This is a genomic window from Streptomyces roseochromogenus subsp. oscitans DS 12.976 (assembly GCF_000497445.1).
GTDB lineage: Bacteria > Actinomycetota > Actinomycetes > Streptomycetales > Streptomycetaceae > Streptomyces > Streptomyces oscitans.
In genome coordinates this window covers 6880319-6895552 of the sequence record NZ_CM002285.1, presented here as the reverse complement: position 1 = coordinate 6895552, position 15234 = coordinate 6880319, and the positions used below count along the sequence as shown (strand labels likewise).

The 15234-nt window shown below is 72.1% G+C and carries 16 protein-coding genes and 1 pseudogene; 10 read left to right on the top strand and 7 right to left on the bottom strand.

The window, feature by feature from the left end:
- The first annotated feature begins 60 nt into the window (after window positions 1-60).
- Both M878_RS79535 and M878_RS79530 read left to right on the top strand, forming a co-directional pair.
- Window positions 61-861 (top strand): DUF5336 domain-containing protein, encoded by an 801-nt coding sequence (locus M878_RS79535; RefSeq protein ID WP_209445569.1) that lies wholly within the window; start codon window positions 61-63, stop codon window positions 859-861.
- Window positions 862-966: 105 nt separating this feature from the next.
- A complete protein-coding gene (locus M878_RS79530; RefSeq protein WP_023551151.1) occupies window positions 967-1977 on the top strand; it encodes an LLM class F420-dependent oxidoreductase in 1011 nt (336 codons plus the stop codon).
- On the opposite strand, the gene M878_RS79525 is transcribed toward M878_RS79530, so the two are convergent.
- Window positions 1974-2546 (bottom strand): hypothetical protein, encoded by a 573-nt coding sequence (locus M878_RS79525; RefSeq protein ID WP_031226253.1) that lies wholly within the window; start codon window positions 2544-2546, stop codon window positions 1974-1976. The genes M878_RS79530 and M878_RS79525 overlap by 4 nt on opposite strands.
- 128 nt (window positions 2547-2674) lie before the next feature.
- Here M878_RS79525 and M878_RS79520 point away from each other — a divergent pair, with 128 nt between their 5' ends.
- Window positions 2675-2971, top strand: a complete 297-nt coding sequence (locus M878_RS79520; RefSeq protein ID WP_031226252.1) for a hypothetical protein — start codon at window positions 2675-2677, stop codon at window positions 2969-2971.
- A gap of 11 nt (window positions 2972-2982) precedes the next feature.
- On the opposite strand, the gene M878_RS79515 is transcribed toward M878_RS79520, so the two are convergent.
- From M878_RS79515 to M878_RS79505, 3 genes are read right to left on the bottom strand one after another with little or no spacing between them, the layout of a single operon-like run.
- Window positions 2983-4053, bottom strand: a complete 1071-nt coding sequence (locus tag M878_RS79515) for a prenyltransferase/squalene oxidase repeat-containing protein (RefSeq protein ID WP_023551148.1) — start codon at window positions 4051-4053, stop codon at window positions 2983-2985.
- Window positions 4050-4796: a class I SAM-dependent methyltransferase gene (locus M878_RS79510; protein ID WP_023551147.1), complete on the bottom strand. Its 747-nt coding sequence runs from the start codon at window positions 4794-4796 to the stop codon at window positions 4050-4052. Before M878_RS79510 ends, M878_RS79515 begins: the two co-directional genes overlap by 4 nt.
- Window positions 4790-6256, bottom strand: coding sequence for a glycosyltransferase family 4 protein (locus M878_RS79505; protein ID WP_023551146.1), 1467 nt, complete (start codon window positions 6254-6256; stop codon window positions 4790-4792). Before M878_RS79505 ends, M878_RS79510 begins: the two co-directional genes overlap by 7 nt.
- A 220-nt stretch (window positions 6257-6476) precedes the next feature.
- On the opposite strand from M878_RS79505, the gene M878_RS79500 reads away from it, so the two are divergent.
- On the top strand, window positions 6477-7112 hold the full coding sequence (locus M878_RS79500) for a TetR family transcriptional regulator (RefSeq protein ID WP_023551145.1): 636 nt from the start codon (window positions 6477-6479) through the stop codon (window positions 7110-7112).
- Window positions 7113-7123: 11 nt separating this feature from the next.
- On the opposite strand, the gene M878_RS79495 is transcribed toward M878_RS79500, so the two are convergent.
- The gene (locus tag M878_RS79495) at window positions 7124-8008 is read right to left on the bottom strand and encodes a helix-turn-helix domain-containing protein (RefSeq protein ID WP_023551144.1); all 885 of its coding nucleotides are present in this window, start codon (window positions 8006-8008) and stop codon (window positions 7124-7126) included.
- A gap of 216 nt (window positions 8009-8224) precedes the next feature.
- Here M878_RS79495 and M878_RS79490 point away from each other — a divergent pair, with 216 nt between their 5' ends.
- A complete protein-coding gene (locus tag M878_RS79490; RefSeq protein ID WP_023551143.1) occupies window positions 8225-8608 on the top strand; it encodes a peptidase inhibitor family I36 protein in 384 nt (127 codons plus the stop codon).
- Window position 8609: 1 nt separating this feature from the next.
- Window positions 8610-9536 (top strand): hypothetical protein, encoded by a 927-nt coding sequence (locus M878_RS79485; RefSeq protein ID WP_023551142.1) that lies wholly within the window; start codon window positions 8610-8612, stop codon window positions 9534-9536.
- 31 nt (window positions 9537-9567) lie between these two features.
- Here M878_RS79485 and M878_RS79480 read toward each other — a convergent pair whose 3' ends face one another.
- Window positions 9568-9801 (bottom strand): ferredoxin, encoded by a 234-nt coding sequence (locus M878_RS79480; protein WP_023551141.1) that lies wholly within the window; start codon window positions 9799-9801, stop codon window positions 9568-9570.
- 3 nt (window positions 9802-9804) lie between these two features.
- Window positions 9805-11256: an aldehyde dehydrogenase gene (locus M878_RS79475; RefSeq protein ID WP_023551140.1), complete on the bottom strand. Its 1452-nt coding sequence runs from the start codon at window positions 11254-11256 to the stop codon at window positions 9805-9807.
- 130 nt (window positions 11257-11386) lie between these two features.
- Between M878_RS79475 and M878_RS79470 the strand changes: the two genes are divergently transcribed.
- From M878_RS79470 to M878_RS79455, 4 genes and pseudogenes are all read left to right on the top strand, one after another.
- A complete protein-coding gene (locus M878_RS79470) occupies window positions 11387-12412 on the top strand; it encodes a Strvi_7410 family MBL fold metallo-hydrolase (RefSeq protein WP_023551139.1) in 1026 nt (341 codons plus the stop codon).
- Window positions 12413-12805: 393 nt separating this feature from the next.
- The gene (locus tag M878_RS79465; protein WP_023551138.1) at window positions 12806-14017 is read left to right on the top strand and encodes an SCO2321 family membrane protein; all 1212 of its coding nucleotides are present in this window, start codon (window positions 12806-12808) and stop codon (window positions 14015-14017) included.
- Window positions 14014-14658, top strand: coding sequence for an SCO2322 family protein (locus tag M878_RS79460; protein ID WP_023551137.1), 645 nt, complete (start codon window positions 14014-14016; stop codon window positions 14656-14658). Before M878_RS79465 ends, M878_RS79460 begins: the two co-directional genes overlap by 4 nt.
- 10 nt (window positions 14659-14668) lie before the next feature.
- A pseudogene (locus M878_RS79455) lies at window positions 14669-15234 on the top strand (energy-coupling factor transporter transmembrane protein EcfT); the annotation flags it as partial.

Here is a 15234-nt window from a genome sequence, read left to right as displayed (position 1 = left end):
GACACGGTGACAGCGACGCCTCCACGATGACGAGACGACTGACCCGAAGGACCTTTTGAAGTGAATATCCGCTCCCTCACTAGAGGCGACGGCGTGGTGATCGGAGCAGCGGTGTTGCTGTTCATCGCGTCGTTCCTCAAGCTCTACTCCTACTCGGTCTCCGGCTTCTCGGACAGCCAGAGCGTGTGGGACAACCTCGGGACGGGCCTCGGCACGTACATGGGGGCCGTCATCGGTGCCGCGCTGGTCGTGCTCAACCGTTGCCTGCCGCAGCAGCGCAAGGTGCTGGGCCTGGATCTCGGCATGGTGGGCACGGGTTTCACGATTCTGTCCGCGTGGACCCTCTTCTGGACGCTGGTGGACGTCCCTGACCACATCGACGCCGGCTCCGGCCTCATCCTCGGGTTCATCGCAGCCCTCGTCCTCGCCGCCACCGCTGTCGCGACCCCCCTCGTCCCCGCCCTCCAGGCCGCCCTCCTCCCGGCCCCCAAGCCGGTCTCCCCTCAGCCCTACGGCGCCCAGCCGCCCGGTGGTTACGGCTACCCGGGTGCCCAGCCGCAGCCGGGCCAGCCGTACGGTGCGCAGCCGCAGCCGGGGCAGCCGTTCGGGCACCAGCCGGCTCCGCAGGGTGCCGCTCCGGCGGCGGCGCAGCCGGCCTCGGCGGACTTCTCGCCGTTCTGGTTCGCCGTGCCGGTGACCCGCCCGCTGTTCCCGGAGGACGGCTCGCAGGCCCCGATCGCCGAACTGGCGCCGGGCACCTGGTACCTGGCCGTCGAGCAGCGCGGTGCCCAGCTCATCGCGCAGACCCAGGACGGCCGCCGGGGTGTGCTCCAGGACACCTCCGGCATCCAGCGCGGCTGAGTCCCGCACACCGCCGCACACGGCCCCACGCCCTTCCGGGCGGGGGGCCGTTGTCGTACAGTCGCCTCCGGTCGGTAACTGACGGTCCGTCAGGAGGAATGTGTCATGCGGCTCGGTCTGGCACTCGGGTACTGGGGACGCGGTCCGGACGCCGGTCATGTGCCGCTCGCCCAGGAGGCGGAGCGGCTCGGCTACCACTCGGTGTGGACGGCGGAGTCCTGGGGCTCGGACGCCTTCACCCCGCTGACCTGGATCGCGGCGCGGACGTCGACGATCAGGCTGGGGACGGCCGTTGCCCAGATGGCCGCCCGCTCGCCGACCGCCACCGCGATGCACGCGCTCACCCTGGACCACCTCTCCGGCGGGCGGATGCTGCTCGGGCTCGGCCTGTCCGGGCCGCAGGTGGTGGAGGGCTGGTACGGCCGTCCCTTCCCGAAGTCACCGCTGACCGCGACCCGGGAGTACATGGACGTCGTACGGCAGGTGCTGCGGCGAAAGGCGCCGGTGGCGGTGGACGGGCGGTTCCATCCCCTCCCCTACCGGGGGCCTGACGGCACGGGGCTCGGCAAGCCGCTGAAGCCGATCACGCATCCGCTGCGGGCCGGTCTGCCCGTGCTGCTCGGCGCCGAGGGGCCGAAGAACGTGGCGCAGACCGCCCGGATCGCCGATGGCTGGCTGCCGCTGTACTGGGCGCCGAGCAGGCCCGAGGTGTACGGGGAGGTGGTGCGCGAGCTGCCCGAGGGGTTCCTGGTGGCCCCGATGGCCCGGGTGAAGGTCTGCGACGACATCGCCGAGGGGCTGCTGCCGGTCAAGGCCATGCTCGGCTTCTACATCGGCGGGATGGGGCACGCGGCCCGTAACTTCCACGCCGACCTCATGGCGCGCATGGGATACGAGAAGGAGGCCCGGCGCATCCAGGAGCTGTTCCTCGCCGGGCGGCAGGAGGAGGCCGTGCTGGCCGTGCCGGATGCCTTCGCGGACGAGATCTCACTGGTCGGCCCGCGTGAACGCATCGCCGAGCGGCTTGAGTTGTGGCGCGCGGGCCCGGTGACGGACCTGCTGGCCCTGTCCCCGGACCCGCACAGCCTCAGGGTGCTGGCGGAGCTGAACTCCTAGCTCCCCTTGGCGAGTTGGGATGCGGACGGTACCTGGTCCTTGACCGGGGCGCCGGCGCTCGCGCCCGCTCCCTTGACCTTGTCGATGGTGTCGTTGAAGGAGTTGACCGCGCTGTCGTCGCCCTTGCGGAGCCTGGACGGCAGGTCCTTCAGGGCGTCGATGCCCGAACTGAGCGGCGCGAGCGCCTTGGACAGCGTCGGGTCGCCCTGGGCGTTCCGCTCGGCCGCCTTGAGGCGGTTGTAGGTGAAGGCACCGGCCAGACCGGCCTTCACCAGGGCCGCCTTGCGCCCCTTGGCGCCCTTCTTGAACGTGCCGGCCTTCCATGGCTTCACGATCCACTGGTAGGTCGCGCCGGCCGCGAGGCCCGCGTTCGTCACGAACCGGGTCTTGGCGAACTTCTGCCGTTCGGCGGACGTGGTCGGGCTGGGGGTGTCGGCAGCGGGGACGGTCTGGACCGCCGCGGTGTCCTTCGTGCTGGTCTTCTCGCCGGTGCCGCAGGCCGTGGTCCCGGCCAGGAGAGCGGTACAGAGCGTGAGCGCCACGCAGAGGCGCCGTATGGGTACGGGCACGGAGTCCTCCGGACGTGTCCTCCCCGAGCGGTCTGTTTCCTCCGGCAGCCTGACCCGGGGCGGGAGTGTCCGCCACTCGGGGGACACCGTTCGGGTTTCATCGACCGTTTAGCGGCAATCCGGCAGGTATGACCCGTCGCTATCTCTCCTACGGCGCGAATCCGGCCGGGAGGGTGATCGCAGCCGTCAGCAACGTCATGGCGCTGATCATCGGACTGTGGATCCTGCTGTTCCTGCTGGACGCGAACCGGTCCAACGGGGTGGTCCGGTTCGTCCACGACGCAGCGACCTGGCTGGCGGGCTGGGCCCAGGGCATCTTCACCTTCGACCAGGAGTGGGCGCGGGTGGTCGCCGACTACGGCCTGGCGGCGGTCGTGTACCTGTTCGTGGGCCACGCCATCGCCAACTGGGCACACCGGTTCTGAAGGCCCGGGGGCTAGTCGCAGCAGTCGGGGTCCAGGCCTTCCGGCAGGCGCTCGCCTCCGAAGACCGCGCACGTCGCCTCGTGGCCGCCCAGGGCCGCTACCGCGAGCAGCAATGAGCCTGCCGTCCAGGTGGTGAGTTCGCGGGGCCAGATCGCGTCGTCGTCGAAGACGTAGCCCGTCCAGTACAGGCCGCTCTCCGGGTCGCGCAGGTGCTGGATGGACTGGAGGATGTCCAGGGCGCGGTCGGACTCGCCGACCGCCCACAGGGCCAGGGCGAGTTCGCTGGACTCGCCGCCGGTGACCCAGGGGTTCGGGACCACGCAGCGCACACCGACGCCGGGCACGACGAACCGGTCCCAGGACTCCTCGATGCGGGCCTTGGCCTCCTCGCCGGTCAGCGCGCCGCCGAGGACCGGGTAGTACCAGTCCATCGAGTAGCGGTCCTTGTCCAGGAAGCGCTCGGGGTGCCGGCGTATCGCATGGCGCAGTCCCCCCGCCGCCAACTCCCAGTCCGGCTGCGGCTCTTCGCGCTGCTCCGCGATGGCGAGCGCACAGCGCAGCGCGTGGTGGATCGAGGAGCTGCCGGTGAGCAGGGCGTCCGCGGTGGGCGTGCCGTCGTCCTCGCGGCGCCAGCCGATCTGGCCGCCGGACTGCTGGAGCCCGAGCACCCATTCCATGGCCGCGTAGACCGTCGGCCACATGCGGTCCAGGAAGGTGTCGTCGCCGGTGGACAGGTAGTGGTGCCACACGCCCACGGCTATGTAGGCGACGAAGTTGGACTCGCGGGCGCGGTCGGTGACGTCGTCGTGGGCGCCGTCGGCGTAGGCGGCGTACCAGGAGCCGTCCGCGTTCTGGTGCCGGGCGAGCCAGGTGTACGCCCGCTCGGCGGCCGTGTGCTCGCCGGCCGCGTCCAGGGCCATCGCGGCCTCGGTGTGGTCCCATGGGTCCAGGTGGTGCCCGCGGAACCACGGGATCGCGCCGTCCTCCCGCTGTACGGCGAGGATGCCGTGGACGGTCGCGGCAGCCTGCTCGGCGGTGAGGACCCCGGGCAGCACGAGGTGTTCTGTCCGGGGGGTGGTCACTCGGCGGCCGCCTCTTCGGTGATGCGCGGGAGGTGCGGCTTGGTCGCGTAGACCACGAAGCTCTTGCCGATCAGCGGGTTCAGCGCCTGCTCGGCGACCCGGGTGGCGAGCGGCTTCTTCATGATGTCCCAGACCAGCAGCTTGTGGTACGCCCGCACCGGCAGCGCCTTGTCGTTGTCGACGCCGAACGCGCACTTCAGCCACCAGTACGGCGAGTGCAGCGCGTGCGCGTGATGGCTGCCGTACGGCTTCAGACCCGCCTCGCGGACCTTGGCCGTCAGCTCGTCGGCCTTGTAGATACGGATGTGGCCGCCCTCGACCTCGTGGTAGGCGTCGGACAGCGCCCAGCAGACCTTCTCGGGGCCGTAGCGGGGCACGGTGATCGCGATACGGCCGCCCGGCTTGAGCACCCGGACCATCTCGGCGAGCACGCCCTTGTCGTCGGGGATGTGCTCCATCACCTCGGAGATGATGACCACGTCGAAGGACTCGTCCGGGAAGGGGAGCGCGAGGGCGTCTCCTTCCATGGCGGTGGCGGTGGCGCCCTCCGGGGCCTCTCCGGCCTCCTTCATCGCCGCGAACCACTTGGCGACCTCGCGGATCTCCTCGCCGTTCTGGTCCAGGGCCACCACCTGGGCACCGCGCCGGTAGCACTCGAAGGCGTGCCGGCCGGCCCCGCAGCCGAGGTCCAGGACTCGGTCGCCGGGGGCGAGCGGGAACCGGGAGAAGTCGACGGTCAGCACGTGGCCCTGCTTTCGGAAGAGACGCCTGCAACACTTGCCGGGGCCGCGGAACGGCCGGGAATCGGGGCCGCGGTGGGGGTCCCCGCGCGTGAGCCTGTTCGAGCGTGAGCGAGGCTGCTGTCCGCCGCGGAGCGGGCATCGCGGGGGCCCGCCGAACGGCTCTCGTGGGCGATGGCCTCGCGGTACCGGGCCACCGTGCCCTCCGCGGCGCGCGCCCAGGTGAACTTCGACAGCACCCGCTCACGGCCGGCGCGGCCGAGCCGCACCCGAAGCTCCGGGTCACCGAGAAGCCGGCCGAGCCCGGCGGCCAGCGCCCCCGCGTCGCCGGGCGGTACGGCCAGGCAGGTCTCGCCGTCGCGGCCGGCGACCTCGGGGATGGCACCGCCGGTCGTGGCGAGCAGCGGGGTGCCGGTGGCCATGGCCTCGGCGGCGGGCAGCGAGAAGCCCTCGTACAGCGAGGGCACGCAGGCGATCTCGGCCGAGCGGATGAGGTCGACCAGTTCGGCGTCGGAGATGCCCTTGACGAAGTCGACGGCGCCGCCGAGGCCGTAGCGCTCGATGGCCGCCGCGACCGGCCCCTCCTCGGGGCGCTTGCCGACGACGACGAGATGGGCGGCCGGGTGCTCGGTGCGCACCTTAGCCAGCGCCTCCACCAGGAACACCAGCCCCTTCAGCGGCACATCGGCGCTGGAGGTGGTGACGATCCGGCCCGGCACCTCGGGCACGGCCGGATTCGGCGCGAACAGATCGGTGTCGGCGCCGATGTGGACCACGTGCACGCGGTCGTCGTGGACGCCGAGGTGGTCGACGATCTCCTGCTTGGAGCTGCCGGAGACGGTGAGGACCGAGGGCAGCCGGCGCGCGACGCGCTTCTGCATCCGGGTGAAGGCATACCAACGCCGGACCGAGTACCGCCGCTGCCAGCCCTCGGCCGCGTCCAGCTCCAGCTGCCGGTCGACGGTGATGGGGTGGTGGACGGTGGTGACCAGGGGGGCGCCGATGTCGCCCAACAGGCCGTACCCGAGGGTCTGGTTGTCGTGCACGACGTCGAACTCACCGCGCCGGGCGCGCAGATGACGGCGGGCGCGGAGAGAGAAGGTCAGCGGCTCCGGGAACCCGCCGGTCCACATCGTCGCGACTTCCAGGGCGTCGACCCAGTCCCGGTACTCGTCCCGTTTCGGGGTCCGGAAGGGATCGGGCTGGCGGTAGAGGTCGAGGCTGGGCAGCTCGGTGAGGGTGAGCCCGGGGTAGCCCTCGTCGAGGACGGGGTACGGCTGCGATCCGATGACCTCGACCCGGTGCCCGAGCCGGGCCAGCTCACGCGAGAGATGCCGGACGTAGACGCCCTGGCCGCCGCAGAACGGGTTCCCTTTATAGGTGAGGAGCGCGATGTCGAGCGGTCGCCCGCCGTCGGCAGCGGGGTCCTCCTGGGCACCCGCCTCCCGGGCCTCAGCGGTCACTCCGTGCCCCCTTCTGCCTGCACTGTCCCGCGAGACTACGACGGGACGCTAATCTAGAACAAGTTTCAGACTTGATCGTTCAAGAGGCTCTGAATCTACCGGCAGGTAGGAGCGCTGTGAGCAGTGGATCAGGTGATTCGCGCCACGGCGCGCCGCCCTGCCATGCTGTCTGATCACGTGCCCCACAGACGCCTTCACCGACTGTCACGGAACGGGACCCATGCCTGCGGAACCCAAGGTGGAAACAAGTACGTCCCGGCCCTCGCCGTCTCCGTCGTCTCCGCTCACCGAGCGCCAGGAGGCCCGGCGCCGCCGGATCCTGCACGCGAGCGCCCAGCTGGCCAGCCGGGGCGGCTTCGACGCCGTACAGATGCGCGAGGTGGCGGAGTCCTCCCAGGTGGCCCTGGGCACCCTCTACCGCTACTTCCCCTCCAAGATCCACCTGCTGGTGGCGACGATGCAGGACCAGCTGGAACACATGCACGGCACGCTGCGCAAGAAGCCGCCCGCGGGCGAGACGGCGGCCGAGCGCGTCGCCGAGACCCTGATGCGCGCCTTCCGCGCCCTCCAGCGCGAGCCGCACCTGGCCGACGCCATGGTCCGCGCGCTGACCTTCGCCGACCGCAGTGTGTCGCCGGAGGTCGACCAGGTCTCCCGCCAGACGACCCTGATCATCCTGGACGCGATGGGCCTGGAGAACCCCACCCCCGAGCAGCTCTCGGCGGTCCGCGTCATCGAGCACACCTGGCACTCGGCCCTGATCACCTGGCTCTCCGGCCGCGCCTCCATCGCCCAGGTGAAGATCGACATCGAGACGGTGTGCCGGTTGATCGACCTGACGGAGCCCACCGCCTAGCCCGGACCCGCTCAGCACCGGGGCAGGATGGCGCTGGTGATCTGACCGGGCACGAAGTCCTGGGCGTCCTGGGCCGACGCGGACGTACGGTCGGCGCGGAAGCTGGTCGGGGTGCGGCCGGTCATCGCCTTGAACGTGCGGTCGAAGTGCGGCTGGTCGTGGTACCCGGCCTGGGCCGCCGCGTCGGCCCAGGAGGCGCCGGATTCCTTCAGCCGCAGGGCCGACTGCAGGCGCAGCACCTGCGCCGCGCCCTTCGGGGTCAGCCCGGTCTGCAGCAGGAAGCGGCGCTCCAGGTGGCGGCGGCTCCAGCCGGTGCCGGCCGCGAGCGCCTCCACTCTCACCCGGCCCGCCGAGTCCCGCAGCGCGCTCCAGGCCCAGGCCACCTCGGGGCTGTAGGCGGGACCCGCTCCCAACAGGGCTCGCAGCGACCGGTCGAGCAGGGCGAAGCGGGTCTCCCAGTCCGGTACGGCGGCCAGGCACTCGGCCAGCCGGGCCAGGTCGGTGCGGCCGAACGCGGACGGGCACGCCGACAGGTTCGCCCACTCGGACAGGGGCGCGCCGAACACGCGATAGGCGGCCAGCGGGGTCAGCAGCACGGTGACGCCGTGGATCCGGCCGGCGTGCTCGCCGATGGCGGCCGTCGTACGCGCCCCGTTGACCAGGGAGACCGCGCTGGCGGAGCGCGCGGGCTCGAACGGGTCCACGACGCGCAGCGGATCGCCGAAGCCCAGCATCACCTTCACCACCGCGTCCGGGATCATCAGGCGCCGGCGCACCCCGATCGCCCCGAAGCGGAATCCGCGGTAGCCGAGGACATGTCCGCGCAGATCCGGCGCGGCCGGGCGGGCGAACAGCTCGTGACCGGAGCGGGGAGAGCTGGTGAGGTGCCTGGACATGGACCGATCCCCCGTTCGGCCGACGTGTGACACGGCAGCGATCGTAGGGCCGGGACCATCCGGATGCGGGCGAGAACGGCCGAGTTGGCCGATATCCGACGCTCCGGGCGCGCAGGTCGCATTCGTACAAGAATCCCGCTCGGCGCCCCCACGAGACTGGCCGCGCCGTCCACAGCCGGACGTGCTCGACCATCCACGGAATCGGGGACAACTCGCATGGCCAGACGACTCTTCGCCGCCCTCGCCGTCGCCGCCGGCCTGGCAGCCACCACCGCGGTCGCGGCCCCGGCCGCCCAGGCCTCGGCGCCCTCGGACTGTCCGTCCACCGCGCTCTGCGCCTACTGGGGAGCGAACTTCACCAACGGCTCGGGCCACCCGGTGGAGAAGGTCTACCAGGACAACGACGACCTCACCATGTACCCCAACTTCTACTACTCCCAGGGCGGTTCGCTGTACAACCACGGCGCGAGCTGCAACGTGACCGTGTACACCGCCACGAACGGCGGCGGCACCCCCTACAACCTCAACCGCGGCACCGGCTGGGCCAACATCGGCTCAAACCTGCCGCACATCGAGTCCAACAGGTGGTGTCTGTACTGACGTGGCCAGCACCCGCCGTCTGACGAGCGCGGTGCTGCTCCTGGCGCTGGGCGTGGCCGGCTGTACCTCGGCCGGCCACGCCCGGCCCGAGCCCACCGCTCCCCGCCCGTTCCAGGGCGTCACCTACTACGGCCCCGGCAGCCGGGCCGCGCTGCACACCGCGGAGGAGCACCTGATCGCGGCCTGCATGCGCGGCAAGGGTTTCACCTACCACCCGCAGCCGCAGCCCACGGGCCCCAACCGGCTCGACACCAGCCCCTATCTCCTGCTGACCGAAGCGCAGGCCCGGCGGGACGGCTACGGCGAGACCGACGCGGTCCTGCGCGCACCGCGCCCGGCCGGCGCCACCGGCACCAACGCCCACGAGGAGAACGATCCGCGCTGGAAGGCCGCCCTGCTCGGCACCGACCGGCACCGGGTCTACGTCCGCCTGCCGGGCACACTGGAGTTCTTCTACGACACCGACTCCTGCGTCTCGGCCGCCGGCACCCAGCTCTACGGCCGTGACTACCAGCGGCTCTACAACACCTTCCAGGTCCTCACCGGCCGGGTCGTGAACCGGGTGACCGGCGACGCCCGGTACCGTGCCGCGATGCGGCGCTGGCAGGGCTGTATGCGGGACGCCGGGCAGCGGGCGCACACGCTCGACGAGCCACCCGCCGCGATCCAGAAGCAACTTCAGCGGGCCGGTACCGATCCGACCGCCCTGCACGCGGTCGCCGGGCAGGAGCTGAAGCTGGCCGGGACCGACGCCGGGTGCCAGCGCCGGGCGGGTCTGTTCGACGCGGTGGCCCACGCCCAGCGCGACGCGGAACAAGCGGTGCTGCGCGCGGCGGGAGCGGGGGCGGACGCGGACCTGGCGCGGCTGCGCGAGGCACGGCAGCGGGCCATTGCCCGCGCCACCGAGTCCGCCACACCACCGGCGTGATCCCCACCTGTTCCTCCGGCACGGACACCGCCTACTCCTCGGGAGGAAACACCGCCTCCCCGCTCTCCAGCAGCGTGATCAGGATCGCCTCCACCGGGCAGTTCTCGGCCGCTTCCAGGACGGGTTCGGCGGCGTCGGTGCCGGGGGCCAGCGGGTGGGACTGGCGGGCGGAGTCGAGGCGGAAGTGGTCCGGGGCGTGATGGACGCACTGGGCCGAGCCGATGCACACCGACCGGTCGACCTCGACGTGCCAGCGGTCACCCATGGCCTACGCCCCCGCCGGCAGGTGGATCATCTTGTGCTCCAGATACTCGCCGTACCCCTCCGGGCCGAACTCCCGCCCCAGACCGGAGTTCTTGTAGCCGCCGAACGGGCCGAGCATGTCCAGGCTGAAGGTGTTGACCGAGTAGGTGCCGGTGCGGACCTGCCGGGCGACCTCGATGCCGTGTTCCACGTCGGCCGTCCACACGCTGCCGGACAGGCCGTAGTCGGAGTCGTTGGCGATCTTCACCGCCTCGGTCTCGTCGCCGTACGGGAGCAGGCAGATGACCGGGCCGAAGATCTCCTCGCGGGCGATGCGCATGGCGTTGTGGACGTCGCCGAAGAGGGTCGGTTCGACGTACCAGCCCTGGTCCAGGCCCTCCGGCCGGCCACCGCCGGTAAGGACCTTGGCGCCCTCCTCCTGCCCGATCCGGATGTAGTCGAGGTTGCGCCGCTGCTGGCGGCGGGCGACCAGCGGGCCGACCTGGGTCGCCGGGTCCAGCGGGTCGCCGACCTTCAGCGCGCTCGCGGCAGCGGCGAAGGCGTCGGCGAACTCGTCGTAGCGGGCGCGCGGGACGAGGATGCGGGTCTGGGCCACACACGCCTGCCCGTTGTTCATCCAGGCCGCCGGGACGATGCCCGATACGGCCGCCTGGAGATCCGCGTCCGGCAGCACCAGCGCCGCCGACTTGCCGCCCAGCTCCAGGGTCACGCGCGTGAGATTGCGGGCGGCCACCTCCATCACCCTCTTCCCCGCCGCCACCGAGCCGGTGAAGGAGACCTTGTCGATGCCGGGGTGTCCGACCAGGTACTCGCTGACCTCGCGGTCGGCGGGGAGGATGGACAGCACGCCCTCGGGGAGACCGGCGTCCCTCGCGATCTCCGCCAGCAGATACGCGTCCAGCGGGGACTCCGGGGACGGCTTGAGTACGACCGTGCAGCCGGCCAGCAGCGCGGGCGCGAGCTTGGCGGCGGCGACGAACTGGGGGACGTTCCAGGGAACCACGGCCGCGACCACCCCGACCGGCTCCCGTCGGACGAGGATCGGACCGAGGACACCGTCCCGGCGCTCCTCGTACGTGAAGTCCCGCGCGACCCTGATCGCCGCGTCCCACACCATCATCGCGCCGAGCGCCTGGGCGAGGACGCTCCAGGAGTACGGCGAGCCGTTCTGCGAGGAGATCACCCGGGCGATCTCCTCATGCCGTGCGGCGATGCCGTCCTTGATCCGGGTGACGGCCTCGATCCGCTCCTCCAGGGTGGCCCGCGGCCACGGCCCCTCGTCGAAGGCGCGGCGCGCGACGGCCACGGCCCGGTCCACGTCCTGCCGGGAGGCGTGCGGTACCCGGCCGATGACCTCCTCGGTGTGCGGGGAGATCACCTCGATGACGTCCTTGCCCAGGGGATCGGTCAACTCCCCGCCGATGAACAGCTGTCCGTGTTCCACGAGCCCGGTCATGGCCGTCCGCCTCCCACCGCACCGCACGTATTTCTGACGCTGTTTCAGAACTGATATCAGTTCTAGTTATCATGGGCAATGGCCGTGAGGCGGCCCGGCGGGGCCGCTGGGCGGAGGGGCGGAGGACCTGATGGTGACGACGTTCGATCACGGCGGGGGCGTACGGTCCGTGGCGGTCCCCATACCGGACAACCCGCTCGGCCACACACTGGTGTACGTCGTGGACACCGACCGCGGCCCGGTGCTGGTCGACACCGGGTGGGACGATCCGGCGTCCTGGGACACGCTCGTGGCGGGGCTGACGGCCTGCGGTACGGCGGTGCCGGAGGTGTACGGCGTCGTCATCACGCACCATCACCCCGACCACCACGGCCTGTCGGCCAGGGTGCGCGAGGCCTCCGGCGCCTGGGTGGCGATGCACGCGGCCGACGCGGCGATCGTGCGCAGAACACGCGGGACCCGGCCCGAGCGGTGGTTCACGTACATGGCCGCCAAGCTGACGGCCGCCGGGGCGCCCGAGCAGCATGTGGCACCGCTGCGCACCGCCCGTGGCCGGCGGCTGGCCGGCCTCTCCCCCGCCCTCCCCGACCGGGAGATCGTCCCCGGCGAACTCCTCGACCTGCCCGGCCGCCGGCTGCGCGCGATCTGGACCCCGGGCCACACCCCCGGCCATGTCTGCCTGCACCTGGAGGAAGAGCATCCCGCCCAACTCCCCGGCCATGGCCGCCTGTTCAGCGGGGACCATCTGCTGCCTCGGATCACTCCGCACATCGGCCTGTACGAGGACCCCGACGACGCGACCGTGACCGACCCCCTCGGCGATTACCTCGACTCCCTGGAACGGATCGGCCGGCTCGCCCCCGCCGAAGTCCTCCCCGCCCACCAGCACACCTTCACCGACGCGTCCGGCCGGGTACGGGAGCTGCTCGACCACCACGAGGAACGACTGGCCGGTCTGCTCGCCCTGCTCGCCGAGCCGCTCACCCCCTGGCAGCTCGCCGAGCACATGGAGTGGAACCGCCCCTGGACCGAGATCCCCTACGGCTCCCGGAACATCGCCGTCTCGGAGGCCGAGTCCCATCTGCGCCGGCTGGTCAAGCAGGGCCGGGCGGAGGCGGTGGCGGGGAGCGAGCCGGTGGCGTACGTCGCGGTGTAAACGGTTCGCCTCCGGGCGACCCTGCTGCGGCGGAGCCGCATTTCGATACAGCCCCGCGCCCGTTCTCGGCACTGCCGCACAGCCACTCCTCAGGGTGCTGCGGGCTGCCGGTAAAGTGGCCGGGTCGTCATCACACCCGTACGGGGGGGAAGCCGGTGCAATTCCGGCGCTGACCCTCCCCCAAGCTCTCGGCTTCGTCGAGCCCGGGGGCACCCCCATCCGTGAGCCGTTCGCCATCGGACGGTGAGCCGGACTGCCCCGGACGGGACGTTGACCGGCTCGTGTGCGTCGGCGGTCCGCCGTGCACGGCACCGTCGAGGTTCACGGAGCCGAGCCGCCCGGGGTGTCTCCCCGTGCGCTGCCGGTTCCCCGCAGGAGAGGCAGTCGCCGACCATGAACGTCCGCCGCAGTGCCGCGGTTCTCGCCGCCGTAGGCGTGCTGGCCGCCGCCGCGCCCGCCACGGCCGCCGGCCCGTCCCCTTCTCCGAAGGCCGCGCTCCCGTCGGGGCTGTACGGCACGTCCGACCCGGCCTACGACGGCGTGTGGCGGCAGTCGCTGACGCTGATCGCCCAGCGGACCCTCGGCTACCGGCCGGCCGCGCAGGCCGTGGACTGGCTCGCCGGACAGCAGTGCGCGAGCGGCGCCTTCGCCGCCTTCCGGGCTGACCCTGCCAAAGCCTGCGACAGCAAGGTCATGGTGGACACCAACAACACCGCCGCCGCGGTCCAGGCCCTCCAGGCCACCGGCGGGCACCACGACGCCGTCGGCAAGGCGGTGACCTGGCTGAAGTCCGTGCAGAACAAGGACGGTGGCTGGGGCTACTCGCCGGGCGGGGCCAGCGACACCAACTCCACCTCCGTCGTCGTCGGCACGCTGGCCGCCGTCGGCACGGACCCGGCGGACGTCCGCAAGGCGAGCAAGTCCCCTTACGACCTGCTCGCCGCCATGGCCATCCCCTGCGACCAGGACGGCGGCGGCGCCCTCGCCTTCCAGCCGGACAAGAAGGGGAAGCTGGCCGCCAACGCGGACGCTACGGCGGCCGGGGTGCTCGGCGCGCTCGGCAAGGGGTTCGTCGCCGAGGCCGGGAAGGCGCCCGCGCAGGAGGCGTGTGCCAAGGCCGGTCATCCCACTCCGGCGCAGGTGGCCGACAACGCCGGCGCCTATCTGGCGGCCGCCGTCGCCAAGACCGGGCATCTGCAGTCCGCACTGCCCGGCGCCGAGGACCAGCCGGACTACGGCAACACGGCGGACACGGTCGTCGCACTCGCCGCGGACGGCCGGGCCGAGCAGGCGAAGAAGGCGTACGGCTGGCTGGAGAAGAACGCCGGGAAGTGGGCGGCGCAGAGCGGCCCGGCGGCGTACGCCCAGCTGATCCTCGCCGCGCACGCGGTCGGCGCGCAGCCGGGTGACTTCGGCGGCACCAGCCTGGTCCGGTCCCTCAACGCGCTCGGCCCCCTCCCGCAGATGGCGGCGACCGGGTACCAGCAGGAGACCAAGTCCGACGGCGGCTCCGGCTTCGGCGTCTGGTGGTTCGTCGGCGTCTGCCTCGTCGCGGGTATCGGCGTCGGCTTCCTGCTCAGCGGCCGGAAGAAGCGGCAGCCGTGACCGCCGTCCGCCGCGCCGCGAGTGTCCTGTGCGCCGCGCTCGTCCTGCTGGCGGGTGCCGGGCAGGCGCAGGCCACCGGCTACCGGTACTGGTCCTTCTGGGAGCGGACCGGCGGGCGCTGGACGTACGCCACCATGGGCCCGTCGGGCGCCCGTCCCGACGACAGCGCCGTGGAGGGTTTCCGCTTCGCGGTGAGCGCGGACTCGGCGGACGCGAGCCGGCCGCGCGGAGCGGCGGACTTCGGCACGATCTGTTCGTCCACACCGGCCAAGTCCGGTATGAAGCGGGTGGCCCTGGTCCTCGACTTCGGCACACCGGCGGACGCGCCGTCCGGCGAGACACCGCCGGCGCGGCGTACGGCCTGCGCGCGCGTGTCCGACGACGCGACGACGGCCGACGCCCTGGCGGCCGTGGCCAAGCCCCTGCGCTACGACACCAACGCCCTGCTGTGTGCGATCTCCGGGTATCCGAAGCAGGGGTGCGGGGAGCAGGTGGCCTCCGGCCGGAAGAGCGGCTCGGACCAGAAGAGCGGCTCGGACAGCGGGCCCTCGCTGGGTCTGCCGATCGGTGCGGGTGTCGTCGCCGTCCTGGCAGGTGCAGCGGTGTGGCAGTCCCGACGGCGACGCGATGCATCCGGGTAACTGCGACCCGGTGGGGGCTGGTCGGGCCCCTGGGAAGTCGCAGCCGCCGCGCCTGTCCGGAAAGCGAGCCACCCTTCACCCCGGTGCCTGGTGGCTCTGGGCGCTCAGCCTGGGCACGGCCGCCACCCGCACCACCAACCCCCTCCTGCTCGCCCTCCTCATATCCGCCTCCGCCTACGTCGTGGCAACGCACCGCACCCCCACCCCCGCCTCCCGCGCCTACACCGCCTTCGCCAAGCTCGCCCTCGCCGTCCTCCTCATCCGCCTCCTCTTCGCGATGGCGCTGGGCTCCCCCATCCCCGGTACCCACACCCTCCTCACCCTCCCCGAAGTCCCGCTCCCCCACTGGGCACAGGGCATCCGCCTGGGCGGAAAGGTCACGGCGGAGGCGCTCGTCTTCGCCGGCTACGACGGGCTCAAGCTCGCCACCCTCCTGATCTGCGTCGGCGCGGCGAACGCGCTCGCCGGCCCCGCCCGCCTCCTCAAATCCCTGCCCGGCGCCCTGTACGAGACCGGCGTCGCCGTGGTCGTCGCGCTCACCTTCGCGCCGCACCTGATCGCCGACGTCCAGCGGCT